A 19443-nucleotide genomic window follows, 5' to 3' on the forward strand; every position below is an offset into this window, starting at 1 on the left:
GCTGACAAGCCTCCTCGGAAGCGGCGCCCGGAACGTCAGCCCCGAGGTGAGACCCGGGTGGAACCGGGTCTCAACCCCAGGGTTGAGTCACGCTAGCGACACCAGGTCGAGGTAGTCGTCCGACCATAGGTCCTCGGTCGCGTCCGGCAGGATCAGCACGCGGTCCGGACTGAGTGCCTCGATCGCGCCCTCGTCGTGGGTGACCATCACGATCGCGCCCGGGTAGCTGCCGACCGCACCAAGCACCTCGTCCCGGGAGGCCGGGTCGAGGTTGTTGGTCGGCTCGTCGAGCAGCAGCACGTTCGCGCTGGAGTGGACCAGGCCGGCGAGCGCCAGCCGGGTCTTCTCGCCACCGGACAGGACCCCGGCCGGCTTGTCCACGTCGTCACCGCTGAACAGGAACGAGCCGAGCACGTTCCGGACCTCACCGTCGGTCAGCCCGGGAGCGACCGACGCCAGGTTCTGCCGGACGGTACCGGCCAGGTCGAGCGTGTCGTGCTCCTGCGCGAAGTACCCGAGCCGCAGTCCATGACCGGGTACGACGCGTCCGGCGTCCGGCTGTTCGCGGCCCGCGAGGAGCCGGAGCAGCGTGGTCTTGCCCGCGCCGTTCAGTCCGAGGATGACGACCCGGCTCCCCCGGTCCACGGCCAGATCGACACCGTTGAGGACCTGCAAGGCGCCGTACGACTTCTTCAGGCCGACCGCGGACAGCGGCGTCCGGCCGGACGGCGCCGGGGCCGGCAGCCGGATCTTGGCGACCCGTGCAGCTCGGCGTACCGGCTCCAGCCCGGCGAGCAGCCTGTCCGCGCGACGGGCCATGTTCTTGGCCGCCATCGCCGTACTCGCACCGGCCTGCATCTTCGCCGATTGGGCGTGCAGGACCGCGGCCTTGCGTTCGGCGACCGCACGCTCGCGCTTGCGGCGCCGCTCGTCCACCTCCAACTGCTCGAGGTACTTCGTCCAGCCGGTGTTGTGGATGTCGATCGTCAGCCGCTGCGGGTCCAGGTGGAAGACCCGGTTGACCGTTGCCTTGAGCAACTCGCGGTCGTGGCTGATGACGATCAGGCCGCCGGGGTACGCCAGCAGGAACTGCCGCAGCCACAGCACCGAGTCGGCGTCGAGGTGGTTGGTCGGCTCGTCGAGCAGCAGTACGTCGTGCTGCGCGAACAGGATCCGGGCCAGCTCGACGCGCCGGCGCTGACCGCCCGACAGGTCACCGATCGGCTGCTCAAGCGCACGGTTCGGCAGACCGACGCCGGCCGCGAGCCGCGCCGCTTCCGCCTCGGCCGCGTAGCCGCCGCCGGCCTGGAACTCGGCTTCGGCGCGCGCGTACGCCGCCATCGCCTTCTCCTGTGCCTCGCCGGTGGCCGAACTCATCGCGGCCTCGGCCTCGCGGAGCTGACGTACGGCGACGTCCAGGCCGCGCGCGGACAGGATGCGCGCGGTGACGGTGATCGCGGGATCGGCCGCCCGCGGGTCCTGCGGCAGGTAGCCGATCGACCCGGTCACGGTGACCTGCCCCGTCGCGGGACGGACCTCGCCGGCCAGCGTCTTCAGCAGCGTCGTCTTGCCGGCACCGTTACGGCCGATGAGCCCAACCCGGTCCCCCGCGCCGACACCGAACGAAACGTCGGCCAGCAGCAACTGCGCGCCGACCCGAATATCTACACCGCGAACGGCGATCATGATGGTTACTCTCCGTGGTAGCTAGTGGACACACCTCACCTGCAGAAGCGGGTGCGCCAGCTAGACACAGAGGCAAGTAGCCATGCGCCCACGGTAACCGGGGCGGGCAAGATCCGTCAGCTGATTTTCGCGGGCAGCTCGACGACGAAGCGCGCGCCCCCGCCCGGACGGTCGGTGACCTGGATGGTGCCGTGGTGCCACTGGACGTGGCGCGCGACGATCGCGAGACCCAGACCTACGCCACGGCCACGGCCCGACGTCTCGCCGCGACCGAAGCGTTCGAAGACCCTGGACCGGTCCTCGGCGGCGATGCCCGGCCCGGCGTCGTCGACGGTGATGACGACACCGAGACCGCCCGCCGCGACCCCCACACCCTTGCAGCCGCCCGCGTGATCCTCGGCGTTCTCGACCAGGTTCGCGATCACCCGCTCGAGTCGGCGCTTGTCCGCGTTCATCGTCAGCGCCTCGGCCTCCGGCTCGACGACCGTCACCTCCCGCCCGGCGGTCGCGTCGGCGGCGGCCCGGACCAGGTCGGCGATCCGCACGATCTCCCGGCTGCCCCGGTCGCCGCCGTCGTCGCGGGAGATCTCCAGCAGGTCGATCACCAGCCGCCGGAACCGGTCCAGGTCGTCACCGAGCAGTTCGACCGGCTCCCGTACGGCGGCGGGCAGTTCGGCGCGGTGGTTCTGGATCAGCTGCATCGAGTTCAGCATCGTCATCAACGGCGTACGCAGCTCATGACTCACGTCGCCGGCGAACCGGGCGTCCGCCGCCACCCTTCGCTCCAGGTCCGCCGCGGTCTGGTTGAACGACCGCGCCAGCCCGCCGAGGTCCTTGTCGTTCTCCGCCGGCAACCGCGCGTCGAGCTTCCCGCGCGCGACCGCGTCCGCGACCCGGGTCAGCTCCGCGAGCGGGCGCAGCGCGAGCGTGCTCGCCAGCCGCCCGACCGCGAGCCCGACCAGCGCGGTCGCGATCGCCGCCGCGATCAGGGTGATCTTCATCCGCTGCAGCGTGTCGTCCAGGCTGCTCAGCGGATGCCACTCGAAGAACGCGTCCCCCTGACGCCCGATCGGTACGCCGACTGCGAGCACCGGCTGCCCGCCCACCTCGATCCGCCGCTGCACCACGCTGCCGCCGATCGCGGTCTGGATCAGGTCGGGAGGCAGATCCGACGGCTTCCCGGTCATCGCGTACCAATGGTCCTGGAGGTACAGCATCGTCGCCGCCGCATCGGTGGACGGCAGGCTGTTCATCACCTCCGTCACGGACACCCCGGGCTGCAGCGTCGGGGTCTCGCACTCGACCCGCTCGTGGCTGGGCCGGCACGGTTCCGGCGGACCGAACAGCCCGTACCGCAACGCCGCCCCGTTGTCCGCCGTGATCGTCTCCGCCGCCGCCTCACGCTGCTGCACCAGGTAGTCCGAGACCACGGTCCAGGTCACGATCGACAGCACGGTCGACAACCCGAGCGCCAGCAGGCCGTAGGCCAGCATCACGCGGCCCCGGAGGGTGACCCGTCCCAGCAAGGTCAGCTCACCAGTCGGTAGCCCAGGCCGCGGGCAGTGACGAGATGCTTCGGGCTGGCCGGGTCGCGCTCGATCTTCAGCCGCAGCCTCCGGATGTGTACGTCGACGATCCGGCTGTCACCGAAGTACCCGTAGCCCCAGACCTTCGACAGCAACTGCTCGCGGCTCAGCACCTTGCCCTCGGCATTGGCCAGCTCGGCGAGCAGCTTGAACTCGGTCCGGGTCAGCGGCAGTACGTCGCCGTCCCGCGTCACCTCGGCCCCCGGTACGTCGATCCGCAGGTCACCGACCTCCATCAGATCGGCCTGCCGCGCGCTGGCCGGCTCGACCCGGCGCAGCAACGCCCGGATCCGGGCCGACAACTCTTTGGCGACGAGCGGTTTCGTCACGTAGTCGTCCGCTCCGGCCTCCAGGCCCGCGACCACGTCGTGGCTGTCGGTCCGCGCGGTCACCATGATCACCGGTACGTCGCTCGCGCGGCGGATCTCCCGGCAGACCGCGAAACCGTCCCGGTCCGGCAGCATCAGGTCCAGCAGCACCACGTCCGGCGGTTCCCGGCGCAGCGCTGCGAGAGCGTCGTACCCGTTGGCCGCTTCCGCGACCTGGTAGCCCTCGTCCTCCAGGGCAAGCCGCAGTACCCGCCGGATGCGCGGCTCGTCGTCGACCAGCAGCAAGCTGTGTGCCACGGGACCAGTGTCGCTCACCGGCGGACCGGACAGGGGTTACGGCTGTCATGAATCCGTCATCTTCGCGCGAGGGCCGATTGACATCTGTTTGACGGTTCCGTGACCCACGTCCCAGGCCCGCCCGGGAGTCCTAACTTCGGCGCTATCGAGTCCCGGAGGAGGACCAATGGCCAGGAAACGGCTGGCGGCAGTATCCCTTGCCGCCGTCGCGAGCATCGCGCTCGCGGCTTGCAGTAGTGGCGGCACAACACCGTCCGGATCCGGAGGCAGTGCCGGCACACCGGTCAGCGGCGGCACCCTGAACATGCTCGGGGCGGGTGACGTCGACTACATGGATCCCAACCTCAGCTACTACTCCGTCGGCTACCTGAACCTGCGGATGTGGAGCCGGCAGCTGTTCACCTATCCGGCCGAACCCGGTGGCAAGAACACCACGCCGGTCGCCGATCTCGCCACCGAGATCCCGACCGCGGCGAACGGCGGCATCAGCCCCGACGGCAAGACGTACACGATCAAGATCCGGCCCGGAGCGAAGTGGAGCACCTCCCCGGCCCGCCAGGTGACCGCGGCGGACATGGTCCGCGGCGTGAAGCGGACCGCGAACCCGGTGCAGCCGTTCGGCGGCATCCCGGACTTCGCGAACCTGATCGTCGGCTACAAGGCGTTCGCGGACGGTTTCGCCAAGGCGCCGAAGACGGTGGCCGGGATCCAGGAGTACATCGACAAGACCCCGCTGCCCGGCGTGGTGGCCAAGGACGACACGACGGTCGTCTTCCACCTCACCCAGCAGGCGTCGTACTTCGTCGACATGCTGACGCTGCCGGCCTTCTCCGCCGCCCCGGTCGAGTCGCTCAAGTACCTGCCGGCCAGCACCGAGCTGGGCAACAAGTTCCCGTCCGACGGCCCGTACAAGGTCGACTCCTGGGTGCCGACCAAGTCGATCACGTACTCCCGCAACCCCGCCTGGGACCCGGCGTCCGACCCGGTCCGGAAGGCGTACGTGGACAAGATCGTGGTCAACGAGACCGTCACCCAGGACTCGATCCAGCAGCAGCTGCAGACCGGTACGCCGTCGGCCGACATGGAGTTCGACGTCGCGCCGCCGCCGTCCCAGCTGCCCGCCCTGCAGGCCAAGAAGGACCCGAAGCTGACTATCGGCGACACCGCGAGCTCGAACCCGTACGTCATCTACAACACCGTCTCGCCGAACAACAACAAGGCGCTGCAGAACCCGAAGGTGCGGCAGGCGATCAACTTCGCGATCAACCGCGACCACATCCTGCAGGTGCTCGGCGGCAAGACACTGAACCCGCCGCTGACGCACGTGCTGCCGGACGTGATCACCGGCTCCAAGCAGATCGATCCGTACCCGTACAACCCGGACAAGGCAAAGCAACTGCTGGCCGAGGCAGGGTTCCCGCACCTGACGCTGAAGTTCCTCTACCGGAACGCGACCGAGGGCAGCAGCAAGTCCTTCCAGACGATCCAGCAGGACCTGTCGAAGGTCGGCATCACGGTCGTCGGCGTACCGTCACCGAACGCGGACTTCTACGTGAAGTACCTGCAGGTGCCGAGCGTCGCGAAGCGCGGTGTCTGGGACGTCTCGCTGGCCGGCTGGGGTGCTGACTGGTATGGCAACGCGGCGCTGTCGTTCTTCAACCCGCTGTTCTCGGGTGAGCCGTCATACCCGCCGGTCGGCAGCAACTTCGGGCTCTACAACGACCCGGAGACCAACACGCTGATCGAGCAGGCGATCGCCGCACCGACCGTCGACGCGGCCTCCGAACTATGGGCCAAGGCCGACGCCCGGGTGATGGACCAGGCCGCGTTCTTCCCGCTCACCAGCAACAAGCAGGCGAACTACCACGCCGAGCAGGTGAACAACGCGGTCTACGTGCCGTCCATGCAGAACTACGACCCGACCAACGTATGGCTGTCCAAAGACAAGCAGGGCGGCTGAAACCTCATGGCCCTGCTCGAAGTAAGGGATCTTCGGGTCTCCTTTGACACCCCGGACGGTACCGTCCGTGCCGTCCGGGGGCTGTCGTTCGACGTGGAGGCCGGGCAGACGCTCGCCGTGGTGGGCGAGTCCGGGTCCGGCAAGAGCGTCGCCACCCAGACCATCACCGGCCTCACCCGCGGCGCGAAGGTCTCCGGTACGGCGTACTTCGACGGCACCGACCTGATCACCGCGGACCAGGCGACGCTCCGGCGGCTGCGCGGCGCCCAGATCGGCATGATCTTCCAGGATCCGCTGTCCAGCCTGCACCCGCAGTACCGGATCGGCTGGCAGATCGTGGAGATGATCCGGGCGCACGACCTGACCATCGGCAAGCAGGCGGCCCGGAAACGAGCCGCCGAACTGCTCACGCTGGTCGGCATCCCGCGGGCTTCGGAGCGGATCGACGACTATCCGCACCAGTTCTCCGGCGGGATGCGGCAACGGGTGATGATCGCGATGGCGATGGCTCTCGACCCGGCGCTGCTGATCGCGGACGAGCCGACGACCGCGCTCGACGTGACGGTCCAGGCCCAGGTGCTGAACGTGATGCGCCGGCTGCAGGAACAGTTCGGTACGGCGATCATCCTGATCACCCACGATCTCGGCGTGGTGGCCGAGATGGCCGACGAGGTCGTGGTCATGTACGCAGGCGCGGTGATGGAACGCGCTCCGCGCCGGGACATCTTCTACCGCAACCACCACCCGTACACGCAGGGTCTGCTCGCCTCCCTGCCGGCCCGCAGCGGTGACCGGCTGACGCCGATCCAAGGGACCCCGCCGAGCCTGATCAGCCTGCCGAAGGGCTGCCCGTTCGCGGCCCGGTGCTCGCACGTGTTCGACAAGTGCTCGGAGCCACCACCGCTGACCGACGTGGGCGGCGACCCGCGTCATCAGTCCGCGTGCTGGCTCCCCCACGACGTGAACGAGGCGGTGGCTTCATGAACGACGTACTTCTGAAAGTGGACGACGTACGGAAAGAGTTCCCGACCCATTCCAAGGAGGTTGTGCAGGCTGTCGCCGGGGTCTCGCTGGAGGTGCACAAGGGCGAGACGCTCGGACTGGTCGGCGAAACCGGCTGCGGGAAGTCCTCGTTGGCCCGTTGCATGGCACATCTGTACGACGTGACGTCGGGATCGGTGTGGTTCGAGGGCCACGAGATCAGCAAGCTCTCGCGCAAGGCGATGCGGCCGCTGCGCCGGGACGTGCAGGTGATCTTCCAGGACCCGTACGGCTCGCTGAACCCGCGCCGCCGGGTCGGGTCGATCATCGGCGACCCGTTCGCCATCCACAACATTGCTTCCGGCAACGAACGGAAGAAGAAGGTCCAGGAGCTGATGGAGCTGGTCGGGCTGAATCCCGAGCACTACAACAGGTTCCCGGCCGAGTTCTCCGGTGGCCAACGGCAACGGATCGGCGTCGCCCGGGCGCTCGCACTGCGGCCGAAGCTGGTGATCTGCGACGAACCGGTGTCGGCGCTCGACGTGTCGATCCAGGCGCAGATCATCAACCTGCTGTCGGATCTGCAGCGGGAGTTCGACCTCACCTACGTGTTCATCTCGCACGACCTGTCCGTGGTCCGGCACGTGAGCGACCGGATCGCGGTGATGTACCTGGGCAAGATCGTCGAACTGGCGCCGACCAGCGAACTGTTCGGGCAGACCCGGCACCCGTACACGAGGGCCCTGCTGTCGGCGTTGCCGGTGGCGGACCCTGACACCGCCGACAGCCGCCAGCAGATCATTCTCGGCGGCGACATCCCGGCCGCGACGAACCCGCCGACCGGGTGCCGGTTCCACACCCGCTGCCCGAAGGCCCGCCTCGACTGCACCGCCGAGGAGCCAGCACTCGAACCAGTCTTGGACGACAAACCCGACCATCGCGCCGCATGCCTCTACCCCCTGACGGTGGGCGAAGACCTCTCCACCGCCGTACCGGATCTGAAGGCATCATGACCGCCGCAATCGAGATGGTTGATGTTCTCGAGGAGCCGAAGGCGATCGAGGGGCGGAGTCCGTTCTCGCTCGCGCTGCGGCGGTTGCGCAAGGACAAGGTGGCAATGATCTCGCTCGCCGTGATCGTGCTGATCGTGCTGATGGCGATCCTCGCGCCGGTGTTCGCGGCCGTGACGGGGCATCCGCCGAACGAGCAGTACCGCGACCTCGGACTGACACCGGACGGCCTGCCGCGCGGACCGAACGGCACGTTCTGGCTGGGGACCGACGACCTCGGCCGTGACGTCCTGGTGCGGATCGCGTACGGCGCACGCATCTCACTGCTCGTCGGCGTGATCGCGACCGCCATCACGGTCGTCATCGGTGTCGTACTGGGGCTGGCGGCGGGGTTCCTCGGGGGGATCACCGACACGATCCTGGCGCGGCTGATCGACGTGGTGCTGTCCGTGCCGTTCCTGCTGGTCGCGATCGCGCTGGTTTCCGTGACCGGACCGAGCCTGACCGTCACGGTGCTGGTCATCGGTTGCTTCAGCTGGGCGTCCGTGGCCCGGATCGTCCGCGGTCAGGTGCTCTCGCTGCGGGAGCGGGAGTTCGTCGAGGCGGCCCGTTCGCTCGGGGCCGGCGACCGACGGATCATGTTCGTCGACGTACTGCCGAACGTGATCGCGCCGGTGATCGTCTACACCACACTGCTCATCCCCGTGGTGATCGTGACCCAGGCGACGTTGTCGTTCCTCGGGCTCGGGCTGCCCCCGCCAACTCCTGACTGGGGCGGGATGATCAGCGAGTCGCAGAACTACTACACGACCGCGTGGTGGTTCATCCTGTTCCCCGGTCTGGCGCTGCTGGTCACCACGCTCGCCTTCAACCTCTTCGGTGACGGGGTCCGGGACGCCTTCGACCCCCGCGCAGATCGGACCTGATCATGGCCATGTTCCTGATCCGCCGGATCGGTCACGGGATCCTGGTCCTGTGGCTGATCAGCGTCGCGGTGTTCGCCCTGTTCTTCGTTGCTCCGAGCAACGTCGCGCAGACGCTCGCCGGCCGGCAGGGTACGCCGGAGACGATCGCGCTGATCAAGCACCGACTCGGTCTCGACCTGCCGGTCTGGCAGCAGTACCTGCACTTCCTCGGTAACGCGGTGAAGGGCGATCTCGGGTACGACTACTACCACCAGGTGCCGGTGACGCACATCATCGGGCAGGCGCTGCCGATCACGGTGTCGCTGGCACTCGGGGCGGCCGTGCTGTGGCTGGCGCTGGGTGTGTTCAACGGTGTCATCTCGGCGACGCACCCGCGATCGCTGGCGGACCGCGGGCTGACGCTGTTCGCCTTGTTCTTCTACTCGTTCCCGTCGTTCCTGCTCGGCCTGCTGCTGTTGTACTTCCTGTACTTCCGGCTCACGCTGTCCGGCTTCGGCTGGTTCCCGGCGGGCGGCTACTCGCCGCTCGCCGGCGGGATCGGGCCCTGGTTCCAGCACCTCCTGCTGCCCTGGATCGCGCTCGCCTTGTTGCTGGCGGCAACGTATACCCGGCTGACCCGTGGTTCGATGCTGGACGTTCTCGGTGAGGACTACATCCGGACCGCGCGGTCGAAGGGGATCCGGGAGAGCCGGGTGGTCGTCGTCCACGGCCTGCGCAGCGCGCTGACGCCGGTCGTCACACAGTTCGGCATCGACCTCGGGCAGCTGATCGGCGGCGTGGTCGTCACCGAGACCGTGTTCAGCCTGCCGGGACTCGGGCAGACCGCTGTCACCGCGATCAACCAGCAGGACCTGCCGGTGATCATCGGCATCGTCCTGTTCGCCTCGGCGGCGGTCGTGGTGGCGAACATCCTGGTCGACATCGGGTACGCCGTACTCGATCCACGCGTCCGACTGCACTAGCCGTACCGAAGGACGGGTGTATGTGGCCCGTCCTTCGGTACGTTGTTCCTCGTGATTGCTGTCTATGGCGCGGGTGGGATCGGGTGTTATGTGGGTGGCCGGCTGGCCGCGACCGGTACGCCGGTGACGTTCATCGGCCGGCCGAGGATGGCCGCCGAGCTGGCGACGCACGGCCTGCACCTGACGGACTACCTGGGGGCGGACCTCCGGGTCGCTGACGTGCCGTTCGAGACGACGCCGGCGGGCGCGGCCGAGGCGGACCTGGTGCTCGTGACGGTGAAGTCCGCGGCGACCGAGGGCGCTGCGGAGGAGTTGGCCGACGTGCTGTCGCCGGGGACCGTGGTGGTGAGTTTCCAGAACGGCGTGCGGAACGGCGAGATGCTGCGGTCGCGGCTGACCGAGCAGGTCGTGGTGACCGGGATGGTCCCGTTCAACGTGCTGAACCGGGGCGCCGGGGTGTTCCATCAGGGCACCGAAGGCGCGCTCGACGTACAGCGGGATGCCGCGTTGGCGCCGTACCTGAAGGCCTTCGAACAGGCCGGGCTGCCGCTCGCGCAGCATGACGACATCCTTCCGGTGCAGTGGGCGAAGCTCCTGCTGAACTTGAACAACCCGATCAACGCGTTGTCGAACCTGCCGTTGCGCGACGAACTCTCGCAGCGCGCGTACCGCCGCTGCCTGGCCGCAGCGCAGGCCGAGACCCTCGGGCTCCTCGACGCGGCCGGGATCCGGCCGGCCCAGCTACTGGCCGTTCCGATGCACCGCTTCCCCGCTGTCCTTCGGTTGCCGGACTTCCTGTTCCGGCGGCTCGCGAGCAAGGTGCTCGCCGTCGACCCACTCGCGCGTACGTCGATGTGGGAGGACCTCGAAGCCGGCCGGACGACCGAGATCGACTACCTGAACGGCGAGGTCGTGCGGCTGGCCGAGTCCCTCGGCCGGACCGCGCCGGTCAACGCACGGTTGGTGGAGCTGATCCGTGCGGCCGAGACCGACCGCCGGTCCTGGTCCGGGCCTGACCTCCTCCGCCAGCTGTCTTAAAATACGAGATGATATCTCTCGTATCATGAACGCATGGATGTCGCGGTGGTTGGTGGGAGTGTGGCGGGGCTGCAGGCAGCGCTGACGTTGGGACGGGCCCGGCGCCGGGTGGTGTTGTTCGACGACGGGCAGGCGCGGAACCGGGCGGCGTCGCACGTGCACAACTTCCTCGGCGCGGAGGATCTTGCGCCGGGCGAGCTGCTGGCGGTGGGGCGGCGACAGGTCGCGGCGTACGGCGTCGAGGTGCGGGAGACGCGGGTCGACGACGTGGACGTGGATGGTGACGAGTTCGTCGTCGGTGGGGAACGGGTGCGGGCCGTCGTACTGGCGACTGGGTTGTGGGACGAGTTGCCCGACGTATCAGGGGTGGCTGACAGGTGGGGTCGGTCGGTGGTGGCTTGTCCGCACTGCCATGGGTGGGAGGTGCGGGATCAGCCGCTGGTACAGCTCGGGATGCGCGGGGCGCCGGAGCGGTCGGTGGCGCGGGCGTTGCTGCTGAGCCGGTGGAGCGACGACGTGACGTTGTGCACGGACGGGGACGAACTGACCGCGGTACAGGTGGATCAGTTGGCTCGAGCCGGGGTGGCTGTGCGGACCGAGCCCGTCAAAGAGGTGCGGTCAGGTTCCGTGCTGCTAGATGGGGTGGAGTTGGCGGCGCGGCGGGTGTTTGTGGTGGTGCGGCAGCATCAGCAGAGTGATCTGGCCGAGCGGCTCGGGTGCCAGGTCGCGGACGGTGCGGTGGTCACGGACGAGGGCGGGCGAACCACGATGCCTGGGGTCTATGCGGTCGGTACGACGACCAGTCCGGCGCTGCTCGCGATCGGCGCAGCAGGTCATGCGAGCACGGCGGCGGTCGCCGTACACGGGGATCTTCTAGAGCTGGATCTGGGCGGCGGGCGGTAGCCGCGTCGGGTCGGCGATCGGCCAATCCACTGGTGGTTCCAGGAGCTCGTCCAGTTGCAGGAGGCACCAGGGCGAGAGGTCCGGGAGTTCCCGTACTTCGTGCCACTCGGCCCACCGGTAGTCCGCGACCTCGGCCGGGTTCGGCGTCGGGTCACCGGTCCACCACGCTCGGTACACCGGGCAGATCTCGTTCTCCACCATGCCGGTCGGCATCTCGGCGCGATACCGGAACTCCGGCAGCACCAGCTCGACTGTGTCCGTGACGATCCCGAGCTCATCCGCGAGCCGGCGCCGTACTGCCTGCTCCAGCGGCTCATCCGGGAGTGGGTGCCCGCAGCAACTATTGGTCCAGACGCCGGGCCAGGTGGGCTTGTCCAACGCCCGCCGGGTCAGCAGCACCCGCCCGGCCGCGTCGACCACGTAGCAGGAGAACGCGAGATGCAGCGGTGTCGCCGTGTGGTGGACCGCCGCCTTCGCCTCGGTCCCGACCGCACGCCCACCCTCGTCCACCAGCACAACCCGCTCGTCGATCACGCCCTGAGCCTAATCGGATTCCGGGAGGTGCCTGGCAGCTGTTAGCCTCAGGGTGTGACCAAGCACTGCGTGACCTATCGACCGGCTCTGGGAGGAGTCGGCATTCGGTAGTCCCCGCAGTCGCTGCACCCAGAGCCTCCGAGGCAGGAACCGTCCGGTTCCTGCCTCTTTCCGTTTGCCGGAGGCACTGGTTCACGGGTGCCTCGTCCTGAGAGGAACCCTCATGAACGCTGTCATCGACCGGTTACGCCGTACCACCGACCTCATCATCGGCGAGGACGACCTGCGCGAGCGCCTGGAGTCCGGGCGGCCGCTGCGGATCAAGTACGGCGTCGACTGCACCGCGCCCGACCTGCACCTCGGGCACGCGGTCAACCTGTGGATGATGCGCCAGCTGCAGGACCTCGGGCACCGGGTCGTGTTCCTGCTCGGCGACCTCACCACCCGCGTCGGCGACCCGACCGGACGCTCCGAGACCCGGCCGGTCCTCACCCCGGCGCAGATCGACGCGAACGCCGCCTCGTTCCTCGAGCAGGTGTCGCTGGTCCTGCGGACCGATCCGGACGTCTTCGAGGTACGCCGGAATTCCGAGTGGTACGACGCGATGCCGGTGGCGGAGCTGTTGGGTCTGTTCGCCCAGGTCACGCAGGCGCAGCTGATGAGCCGGGACATGTTCCGCGAGCGGGTCGCGGCCGGGCGGGAAATCGCCGTACATGAACTTGTGTACCCGGTGCTGCAGGGATACGACAGCTTCGCGATGCAGAGCGACCTGACGATCGTGGGATCGGACCAGCTGTTCAACGAGCAGCTCGGGCGGCACTTCCAGCAACGGTTGGGCGCGCCGCCGCAGGTGGTGATCACGACAACGATCACGCCCGGGATCGACGGCCGGGCCAAGCAGTCGAAGTCGCTCAACAACTACATCGGGTTGACGGACAGTCCGCGGGACAAGTTCGGAAAGCTGATGAGCATTCCGGACTCGCTCGTCGAGCCGTACGCGCGGGTCTACACCGAGCTCCCCCTCGACACGGTCGCCGCCCTCGCGGATGCGACCGGCCCGGCGGCGCGTGACGCCAAGCTCCGGCTGGCGGCTGCGGTCGTGACTCGGTACCACGGCGCCGGCATCGCCAAATCCGAGCTGGACGCCTTTCGTCACACGTTTTCCGAGCGTTCCGGACCGGACGAGATGCCCGAGGTCGTCGTCACCGGTGAGGTCGCGACTGCCTTCGACCTGCTGCGCGCTGTCCGTCCGAACGACAGCAATTCCGCGCTGCGTCGGCTGCTCCAGCAGGGCGCGGTGACGATCAACGGCGTACGGATGGACGACCCGGCCGCTGCCGTCGAGCTCGACGCCGGCGTGGTGCTCAAGTCGGGCGCTCGCACTTGGCACCGGATCACGCGACAGTAAGCGGGTGGAATTCAAGACGGTAGAGGCCTTGGTCAGCGTTGGTGACCGGTACGTCGGGCGCACGCCGGCGTTCGACGTCGAACCGGCGTGGTGGGCGGAAGTCGAGGCGATCACCCGCCATCTCGACGAACTGCTCGAGGTTCGGACAGTGGTACTGCGACTCGTCCACGCCGACGAGGCCGTGATCGGCCGCGGCGGACGGGTCGTGTACCACGTCCAGGCGCTCGAAGAGCCACGGTACGGCGTACTCGACCAGACTCCGCTGCCCGACTGGGACTCGATCATCGCGCCTGACGCGTTGCGATCGACCTGGGCGGAGATCGACGGGCCGAGCCGGCTGATCGAGTGGGCGCAGAACATTGTCGGACCGCACGACGCCGTACAGGTGAAGACGTGGAACCTGTCGTGCCTGATCCGCTTCCCCGGCGCGTGGGCCAAGGCCACCAGCCGGTTCGGGAGCATCGACGCGGACATCATCCAGCACGTCCACCGGTACGACGCGACGCTGGCGCCCGCCGTACTGGGTCAGTCGACGGACGACCGGTGGTCGCTCCTGGCTCATGCCCCGGGCATCGACTGCTGGGAGCCGGACCAGGCAACGGTCGACAACGTGGTGAGCCGTTGGGTCGCAGTTCAGGCCGCGCTGGCGTCCGAGGCCGACACGCTCGCGGCCCCTCGCCTGCTACCGGAGGACCTGGTCGCGGAAGTCACCCGGCTGCTGCCTCGCGTCCCACTCTCCTCTGACGAATTGGCGAGCCTGGATCAGCTGGTCGCGAAGCTCCCAGACATCGTCGGCGAACTCGACGCGGCCGGCCTGCCGATCACGGTCGTGCACGGCGACTTCCATCCGGGCAACTGGCGGTCGGACGGGACCAACCGGGTCATCGTCGACTGGGCCGACGCGTTCATCGGCCACCCGGCGCTGGACGTCCAACGCCTGCACGAATTCCTACCCGCCGAGAAACATCCGCACGTCACGGACGTCTGGTGCGCCGCGTGGAAGAAACATGCACTGGGCAGCGACCCGGTGCGCGCGATCCGGCCGATGAAGGTCCTCGGGTTCCTCACCTACGCCCTCACCTACCAACGCTTCCTGGACAACATCGAACCCGCCGAACGCGTGTACCACCAGGACGACCCCGGCATGTGCCTCCGCGCGGCCGTCGACGCTTTTCGGGACTGGTGACGCTGTTCGCGCGGTGTGGAATGTGACAGGGTTGCGCGGGTGACGATTCTGATTACGGGTGCGTCCGGTAACGCGGGCGGCGCCGTGGTGCAATCGCTGGCGGAACAAGGGATCGCGGGGCGGGCGCTGATCCGCTCGGCGCGCGAACTGCCGGGTGGTATCGAGCCGGTGCACGGCGACCTGAACCGGCCGGAGACGTTCGTGGACGCGTTGACCGGGGTGACCGGGATCTTCCTGTTGAGCGGCTACGACCGCCTCGACGAATTGCTGACGAACGCGGTGCAAGCCGGGGTGCGGAAAGTCGTCGTACTCTCCAGCAGTTCACTCGAGGGCGAGCTGACGAACGCTGTTGCCGCGTATCACCACGCCACCGAGGAAGCGGTCCGGGCGTCGGGACTGGAGTGGACGTTCCTGCGGCCGAACTCGTTCATGTCGAACACACTGCGCTGGCGCGACCAACTGGCGGCCGGCGACGAGGTGCGGGTGCAGTTCCCCGACGTACCGGTGTCGACGATCCATCCACGGGACATCGGCGACGTCGCGGTCCGCGCGCTACAGGGTTCCCACGACGGCGAGGTCCTGCGCCTCACCGGCCCGGTCGCCCTCACCCCGGTCGAACAGGTCGCCATCCTCGCCGAGACCCTGAACCGCCCGCTCACGGCGTACCCGATGAGCCGCGCCGAAACCCACGAGGCCCTCCACGCCTCCATGCCGGAGCCCTACGCCCAAGCCATCGAATCCTTCTTTGCCGACGGCACCATCGACGAAACCACCGTCACCACCACGGTCCCCGACACAACCGGCCACCCCGCCCGAGCCCTCCAAACCTGGACCCACGAAAACGCCGCACTTTTCGCCTAGCTGAGTGCCTTCAAGTACTCCGGGGTTGTGCAGACTGCGCCGAGGCGGGGGAAGGTGTAGGAGATCGCGAAGTTGTGGGCGTGGTCGTCGAGGCCGGTCATGGCGTCGGTGAGGAAGAAGGTTTCGTAGCCGAGGTCCGAGGCGGCGCGGCCGGTGGATTCGACGCCGAAGTTCGTGGCGATGCCGGCGAGTACGACGTTCGCGATGCCGCGGGATTGCAGTTCGCTGTCAAGGGGCGTGCGTCCGAACGCGCCCATCGTCTGCTTGATGATCACCAGGTCACCGGGCTGCGGCGCGGCCTCGGGTGCGAACCCGCTGCCTTCCGGCTGCACCTTCACCCCGGGCCGATCGACCCGGACGTTCACCACCAGACCGCCGGCGGACCGCGTCGCCGCAGCCAGTGCCACGGATCGCTCGAGCACGACCGATCCGCTCAGCGGCGCCGTCTCCAGCGCGATGATCCGCGGCATCAGGTCGATCAGAACGAGCGCAGTACGACGAGACTCCAAAGGGTTCACGGGGTGAGCCTAAGATCCAGCAGATCCACTCCGACGAGGTAGCCGGTTGCTGCCTCGTTCTTGCCGGTAACTGTCACCACGAACTGGTGACCGCCCGCCGCCAACTGGACGGTGCCGAGCGCAACTGCCTGTGTACCGACCCCGGACGCCTGATAACCGTCAAAGGTGACAGCAGCGTTTCCGTCGATCTGTACGTCGACGATCCCGTAGTCGGCCGCCTTCGTCAGCACCGTCGACAACTGGTACGAACCGGTCGTCGGGACGTTGAACCCGAACACGGTCTCGTCACCGGCCTTGGTCCCGTGGATCCACGCCTGCGCGCCACCCGACCAACTGACCCCGCAACAGTTCCCCTGCGGATCCACCGCGACCGTCGACGACACCGGCGGCAGCATCGACTCCCCCTCAACCCGCAACGTGCTGCCACTCGTGCCCTGCACACCGCTCGACTTCGGACCCGTGTTGCCGGCGAGGTCGACCGCCGCGATCCGGTACGTCCACATCTCGTGCAGCCCGAGGCCCCGGTGCAGGAAGCCCGGCAGCGGCGACGTACCAAGCAACCTCTCAGCTCCACCTTCGGGAGCGCCGTACACGTTGTAGTGCGCGCCCCCACTGTCGTCGCTGACGTCGTTCCACGTCACGTTGATCGCGTTGTCGGAGCGACCGATGGCAGTCACGCCGCCGACCGCGCCGGGCGCCCGGTTGTCGCTGTACGGCGCGGTCAGCGACTGGACGACGTACGACGATGCGGTCCACGCCGGCCCGGTCGGGCGGAGCTCGATGTCGAGACGACTCTTGCCGGCCGTGATTGCTGCAGGCAACTGGTAGTTGTCGTCGAGCCAGCGTTGATGCGTGTTGCCGAGCGGCTGCAGCCACGTGCCTACATTCTTGCCGTTGACAACCACCCGCGCCGACTGCCCGGCAGCGTTCTGGTCGCTCGTCCGGCGGAGCGAGACGCCGCGGTTCGCCGGGTCGGTCTTCACGCTGAAGCGGATCGGCTGCGTGCTGGCGCGGACCTGGTCGGTGAGGGTGATGTCGTCGTGATCACCTTCGTACACCGAGCTGAGATCCGCCTGGGTGCCGTTGTCGACGTACCCGTGCTGCTGACGACTCCCGGCCGCGCCGGTGTCGATGCGGTCGGTCTCCCGCGCACCGAACTTGGACGCGGTGTAAAGGAAGGCTGTCGAGCCGTAGATCGCCGGGTGGTCGTCCTGCTGGCCGTGCTCGATGCCGAAGTCGAGCTGGTTCTCGAAGGCGACCGAGTCGGTGATGTGCAGTCGCCACGCGCCATCGCATTCGTTGGTACAGAATCCGGCCCGGACCTCGTGCGCGGAGTTGCCGTGGAACGGGGTCGAGTAGGTGCCGGCGTTGAAGTACCAGCCGGACTCGTAGTAGTCCTCGGTCCCGGTGCCGTGGATGGCCGGCGTCCGCTCGCCGTCGACGTACACCCGCTCGTCGCCCTCCAGGTAGCCGCGAGTGTTGCCGTCGGCAAGCAGTCCCTCCATGGTCTGCGAGACGCCGACGAACTTGCCGCGGCCGGCCACGCCGGCGAACGTCCAGTCGCTGCCCTGCGTGGTCTCGCCGCGCGTCGAGATCGCGGTGAAGTAGCCGATCTTCCCGGCCGCCAGGTCGGCCGCCTTGCGAGCGTCGCGAACCGACGTCACCTCGGCCTGACCCTTCAGCGGGTACGTCGTCTTGTTGACCAGCGTGACCGTGGCGCGCGCGGCGTACGGCATCGGCCACCAGGAGGAGTACCAGCCGTCGGGGTCCATGGCGAAGAAGAGCGAGTGGACCGGGTTCTCGCCGAGACCCGAGCCGAAGAACTCGCCGAGCGGAGCGTCGACGCGCTTCTGACCGTCGATCGTCACCTGCACCCGCACACCCGTCAGGAGCGTGTCGGACGGCTTGACGCGGGCGGCGTCCTCGTCCGTGGCGGCGTACGACATGGCGTGCTCGCCGCTCCAGTTCTGCTTGGTGATCGCGTACCCGTGGGCCTGCTCGTCGGCGACGTGGTTGGGCCCGACGTCGAGTGTGTCGGTGCGCTTGACCTGACCGCCGACCGTCGAGTCCGCCCAGTACGCGAACTCGTTGAAGTCCAGGTCGGACGAGACGAACTCGTTGGTGATCGTGATCTGCGACTTGCCCGCAGTCAGCGCCGCCGGGAGGTCGACGGCCTGGTCGTGCCACTGAGCGCCCTGCGCCTTGAGCGGCGCCCACTCGCCAGCGGGCGCGCCGTCGACGAGGATCTTCGCGCGTTGGTTGCCGATCCGCAGATCCATCCGGCGGGTCAGCTTCACGCCTGTGTTGGCCGGGTCGATCTTCAGCGTGAACGTACTGCCGCCGAGGAACGCGCGACCGTCGTCGGCGAAGCTCTTCAGATCGAGCCCGACGAGGTCGGGCAGCTTCAGCCGCAGCGCACTCAGCTCACCGGAGCCACGGGCATCGGCCAGCGGCACCTGCTTGCCTGGGGCAAGGTTCAACGGAGTGCTCGTGGTCCGCGCGTCGGGCCGCGCGGGCTTGGGGTCCTTCGTGCCGGCTGCGTGGAGCAGGGCGAGCACGTCCTCAGCCTTGTCATTCGGGTCGAAGGTCTGTACGCCGTTCGCGTCCGGGAACTCGCGGTAGTCGACGTGGTAGAAGTACGGGTTCGTCTGCGTGGTGATCCGCATCGACGAGCGGTACGGCATCGGGACGCGGATGTAGACGCCGCCGCTGGTCTGTACGCCGTTTGCGACCAACGGGTACCTGAACGGCGCGCCGAGCTTGCCGTCGACGATGTCCTGCAGCGAGCCGTGCAGGACCTGCTTGCCGTCGAGTTCGACCGTGATCGTGCCGGTCCTGGTGACGTTGCCCTCGTCGCGCGTGAACCAGATCGAGGCGACCTCACCGGGACCGCTGTCCTCGGCGATCACGCAGCCCGCGTCCGTCGTACGCAGGCAGGAGTAGGTGCCTTCGAAGCCGTCGTTGTTCGTGCCGTCGCGGCCGAAGCTGGAGAACTGCTTGGTGCGGACGGCGGTCTGCAGCTCGGGCAGGCGGTCGAGGTTGCGGTACACCTCCCAGCCGACCGGTCCGTTGCTCCCGGAGGTGCCGGCCGAAGCTGACACCGAACCAGCCACCGATCCGGTCAGCATCAGCACCGAAGACATCAACACAACGACAGCACGACGGAGCATGGGCGGTTTCCTCCGTGATGGGAAATCGATTTCTGAGATGTCTACCATCGTTGTCCCCGCTTTGAGAAGAGCTCGCCGGTGTCCAGTT

General features: G+C 68.2%; 16 protein-coding genes. 10 read left to right on the forward strand and 6 right to left on the reverse strand.

The window, feature by feature from the left end; genetic code table 11:
* Nucleotides 1-87: 87 nt before the first annotated feature.
* The 3 genes from EV649_RS07575 to EV649_RS07585 all read right to left on the reverse strand — a co-directional run bounded on the left by EV649_RS07575 (nt 88) and on the right by EV649_RS07585 (nt 3898).
* Nucleotides 88-1686: an ABC-F family ATP-binding cassette domain-containing protein gene (locus EV649_RS07575; protein ID WP_130381825.1), complete on the reverse strand. Its 1599-nt coding sequence runs from the start codon at nt 1684-1686 to the stop codon at nt 88-90.
* A 116-nt stretch (nt 1687-1802) separates the two neighbouring features.
* Complete coding sequence (locus EV649_RS07580; protein WP_206751579.1) at nt 1803-3212, reverse strand: HAMP domain-containing sensor histidine kinase; 1410 nt, start codon at nt 3210-3212, stop codon at nt 1803-1805.
* Nucleotides 3213-3214: 2 nt separating this feature from the next.
* Entirely contained in the window at nt 3215-3898 is a 684-nt protein-coding gene (locus EV649_RS07585; protein ID WP_130381829.1) for a response regulator transcription factor, read from the reverse strand.
* A 166-nt stretch (nt 3899-4064) separates the two neighbouring features.
* Between EV649_RS07585 and EV649_RS07590 the strand changes: the two genes are divergently transcribed.
* From EV649_RS07590 to EV649_RS07620, 7 genes are read left to right on the forward strand one after another with little or no spacing between them, the layout of a single operon-like run.
* Nucleotides 4065-5858, forward strand: coding sequence for an ABC transporter substrate-binding protein (locus EV649_RS07590; protein ID WP_130381831.1), 1794 nt, complete (start codon nt 4065-4067; stop codon nt 5856-5858).
* A 6-nt stretch (nt 5859-5864) separates the two neighbouring features.
* On the forward strand, nt 5865-6842 hold the full coding sequence (locus EV649_RS07595; RefSeq protein ID WP_130381833.1) for an ABC transporter ATP-binding protein: 978 nt from the start codon (nt 5865-5867) through the stop codon (nt 6840-6842).
* On the forward strand, nt 6839-7852 hold the full coding sequence (locus EV649_RS07600) for an oligopeptide/dipeptide ABC transporter ATP-binding protein (RefSeq protein WP_130381835.1): 1014 nt from the start codon (nt 6839-6841) through the stop codon (nt 7850-7852). The genes EV649_RS07595 and EV649_RS07600 overlap by 4 nt, the downstream gene beginning before the upstream one ends.
* A complete protein-coding gene (locus EV649_RS07605) occupies nt 7849-8775 on the forward strand; it encodes an ABC transporter permease (protein WP_130381837.1) in 927 nt (308 codons plus the stop codon). The genes EV649_RS07600 and EV649_RS07605 overlap by 4 nt, the downstream gene beginning before the upstream one ends.
* Nucleotides 8776-8777: 2 nt before the next feature.
* Nucleotides 8778-9737: an ABC transporter permease gene (locus EV649_RS07610; RefSeq protein ID WP_130381839.1), complete on the forward strand. Its 960-nt coding sequence runs from the start codon at nt 8778-8780 to the stop codon at nt 9735-9737.
* Between the two features lie 51 nt (nt 9738-9788).
* Nucleotides 9789-10775: a 2-dehydropantoate 2-reductase gene (locus tag EV649_RS07615; RefSeq protein WP_241997826.1), complete on the forward strand. Its 987-nt coding sequence runs from the start codon at nt 9789-9791 to the stop codon at nt 10773-10775.
* A gap of 33 nt (nt 10776-10808) precedes the next feature.
* Entirely contained in the window at nt 10809-11678 is an 870-nt protein-coding gene (locus EV649_RS07620; protein ID WP_130381843.1) for an NAD(P)/FAD-dependent oxidoreductase, read from the forward strand.
* Here EV649_RS07620 and idi read toward each other — a convergent pair.
* A complete protein-coding gene (idi, locus tag EV649_RS07625; RefSeq protein ID WP_130381845.1) occupies nt 11649-12212 on the reverse strand; it encodes an isopentenyl-diphosphate Delta-isomerase in 564 nt (187 codons plus the stop codon). The genes EV649_RS07620 and idi overlap by 30 nt on opposite strands.
* Nucleotides 12213-12435: 223 nt before the next feature.
* Here idi and tyrS point away from each other — a divergent pair, with 223 nt between their 5' ends.
* From tyrS to EV649_RS41975, 3 genes are read left to right on the forward strand one after another with little or no spacing between them, the layout of a single operon-like run.
* Nucleotides 12436-13620: a tyrosine--tRNA ligase gene (tyrS, locus tag EV649_RS07630; RefSeq protein ID WP_130381847.1), complete on the forward strand. Its 1185-nt coding sequence runs from the start codon at nt 12436-12438 to the stop codon at nt 13618-13620.
* Between the two features lie 4 nt (nt 13621-13624).
* Complete coding sequence (locus EV649_RS07635) at nt 13625-14806, forward strand: aminoglycoside phosphotransferase family protein (RefSeq protein ID WP_157996203.1); 1182 nt, start codon at nt 13625-13627, stop codon at nt 14804-14806.
* A 39-nt stretch (nt 14807-14845) separates the two neighbouring features.
* Nucleotides 14846-15667, forward strand: a complete 822-nt coding sequence (locus EV649_RS41975) for an NAD(P)H-binding protein (protein WP_130381851.1) — start codon at nt 14846-14848, stop codon at nt 15665-15667.
* Here EV649_RS41975 and EV649_RS07645 read toward each other — a convergent pair.
* Both EV649_RS07645 and EV649_RS07650 read right to left on the reverse strand, forming a co-directional pair.
* Nucleotides 15664-16185 carry an isochorismatase family protein gene (locus EV649_RS07645; RefSeq protein WP_241997828.1) on the reverse strand — a complete coding sequence of 174 codons (522 nt, stop codon included), beginning with the start codon at nt 16183-16185 and terminating at the stop codon, nt 15664-15666. The two genes, EV649_RS41975 and EV649_RS07645, sit on opposite strands and share 4 nt — an antisense overlap.
* Nucleotides 16182-19328, reverse strand: coding sequence for a DUF2961 domain-containing protein (locus EV649_RS07650; RefSeq protein ID WP_130381853.1), 3147 nt, complete (start codon nt 19326-19328; stop codon nt 16182-16184). The genes EV649_RS07645 and EV649_RS07650 overlap by 4 nt, the downstream gene beginning before the upstream one ends.
* Nucleotides 19329-19443: the final 115 nt, after the last annotated feature.

This window comes from Kribbella sp. VKM Ac-2569 (assembly GCF_004216905.1).
Classification (GTDB): Bacteria; Actinomycetota; Actinomycetes; order Propionibacteriales; family Kribbellaceae; genus Kribbella.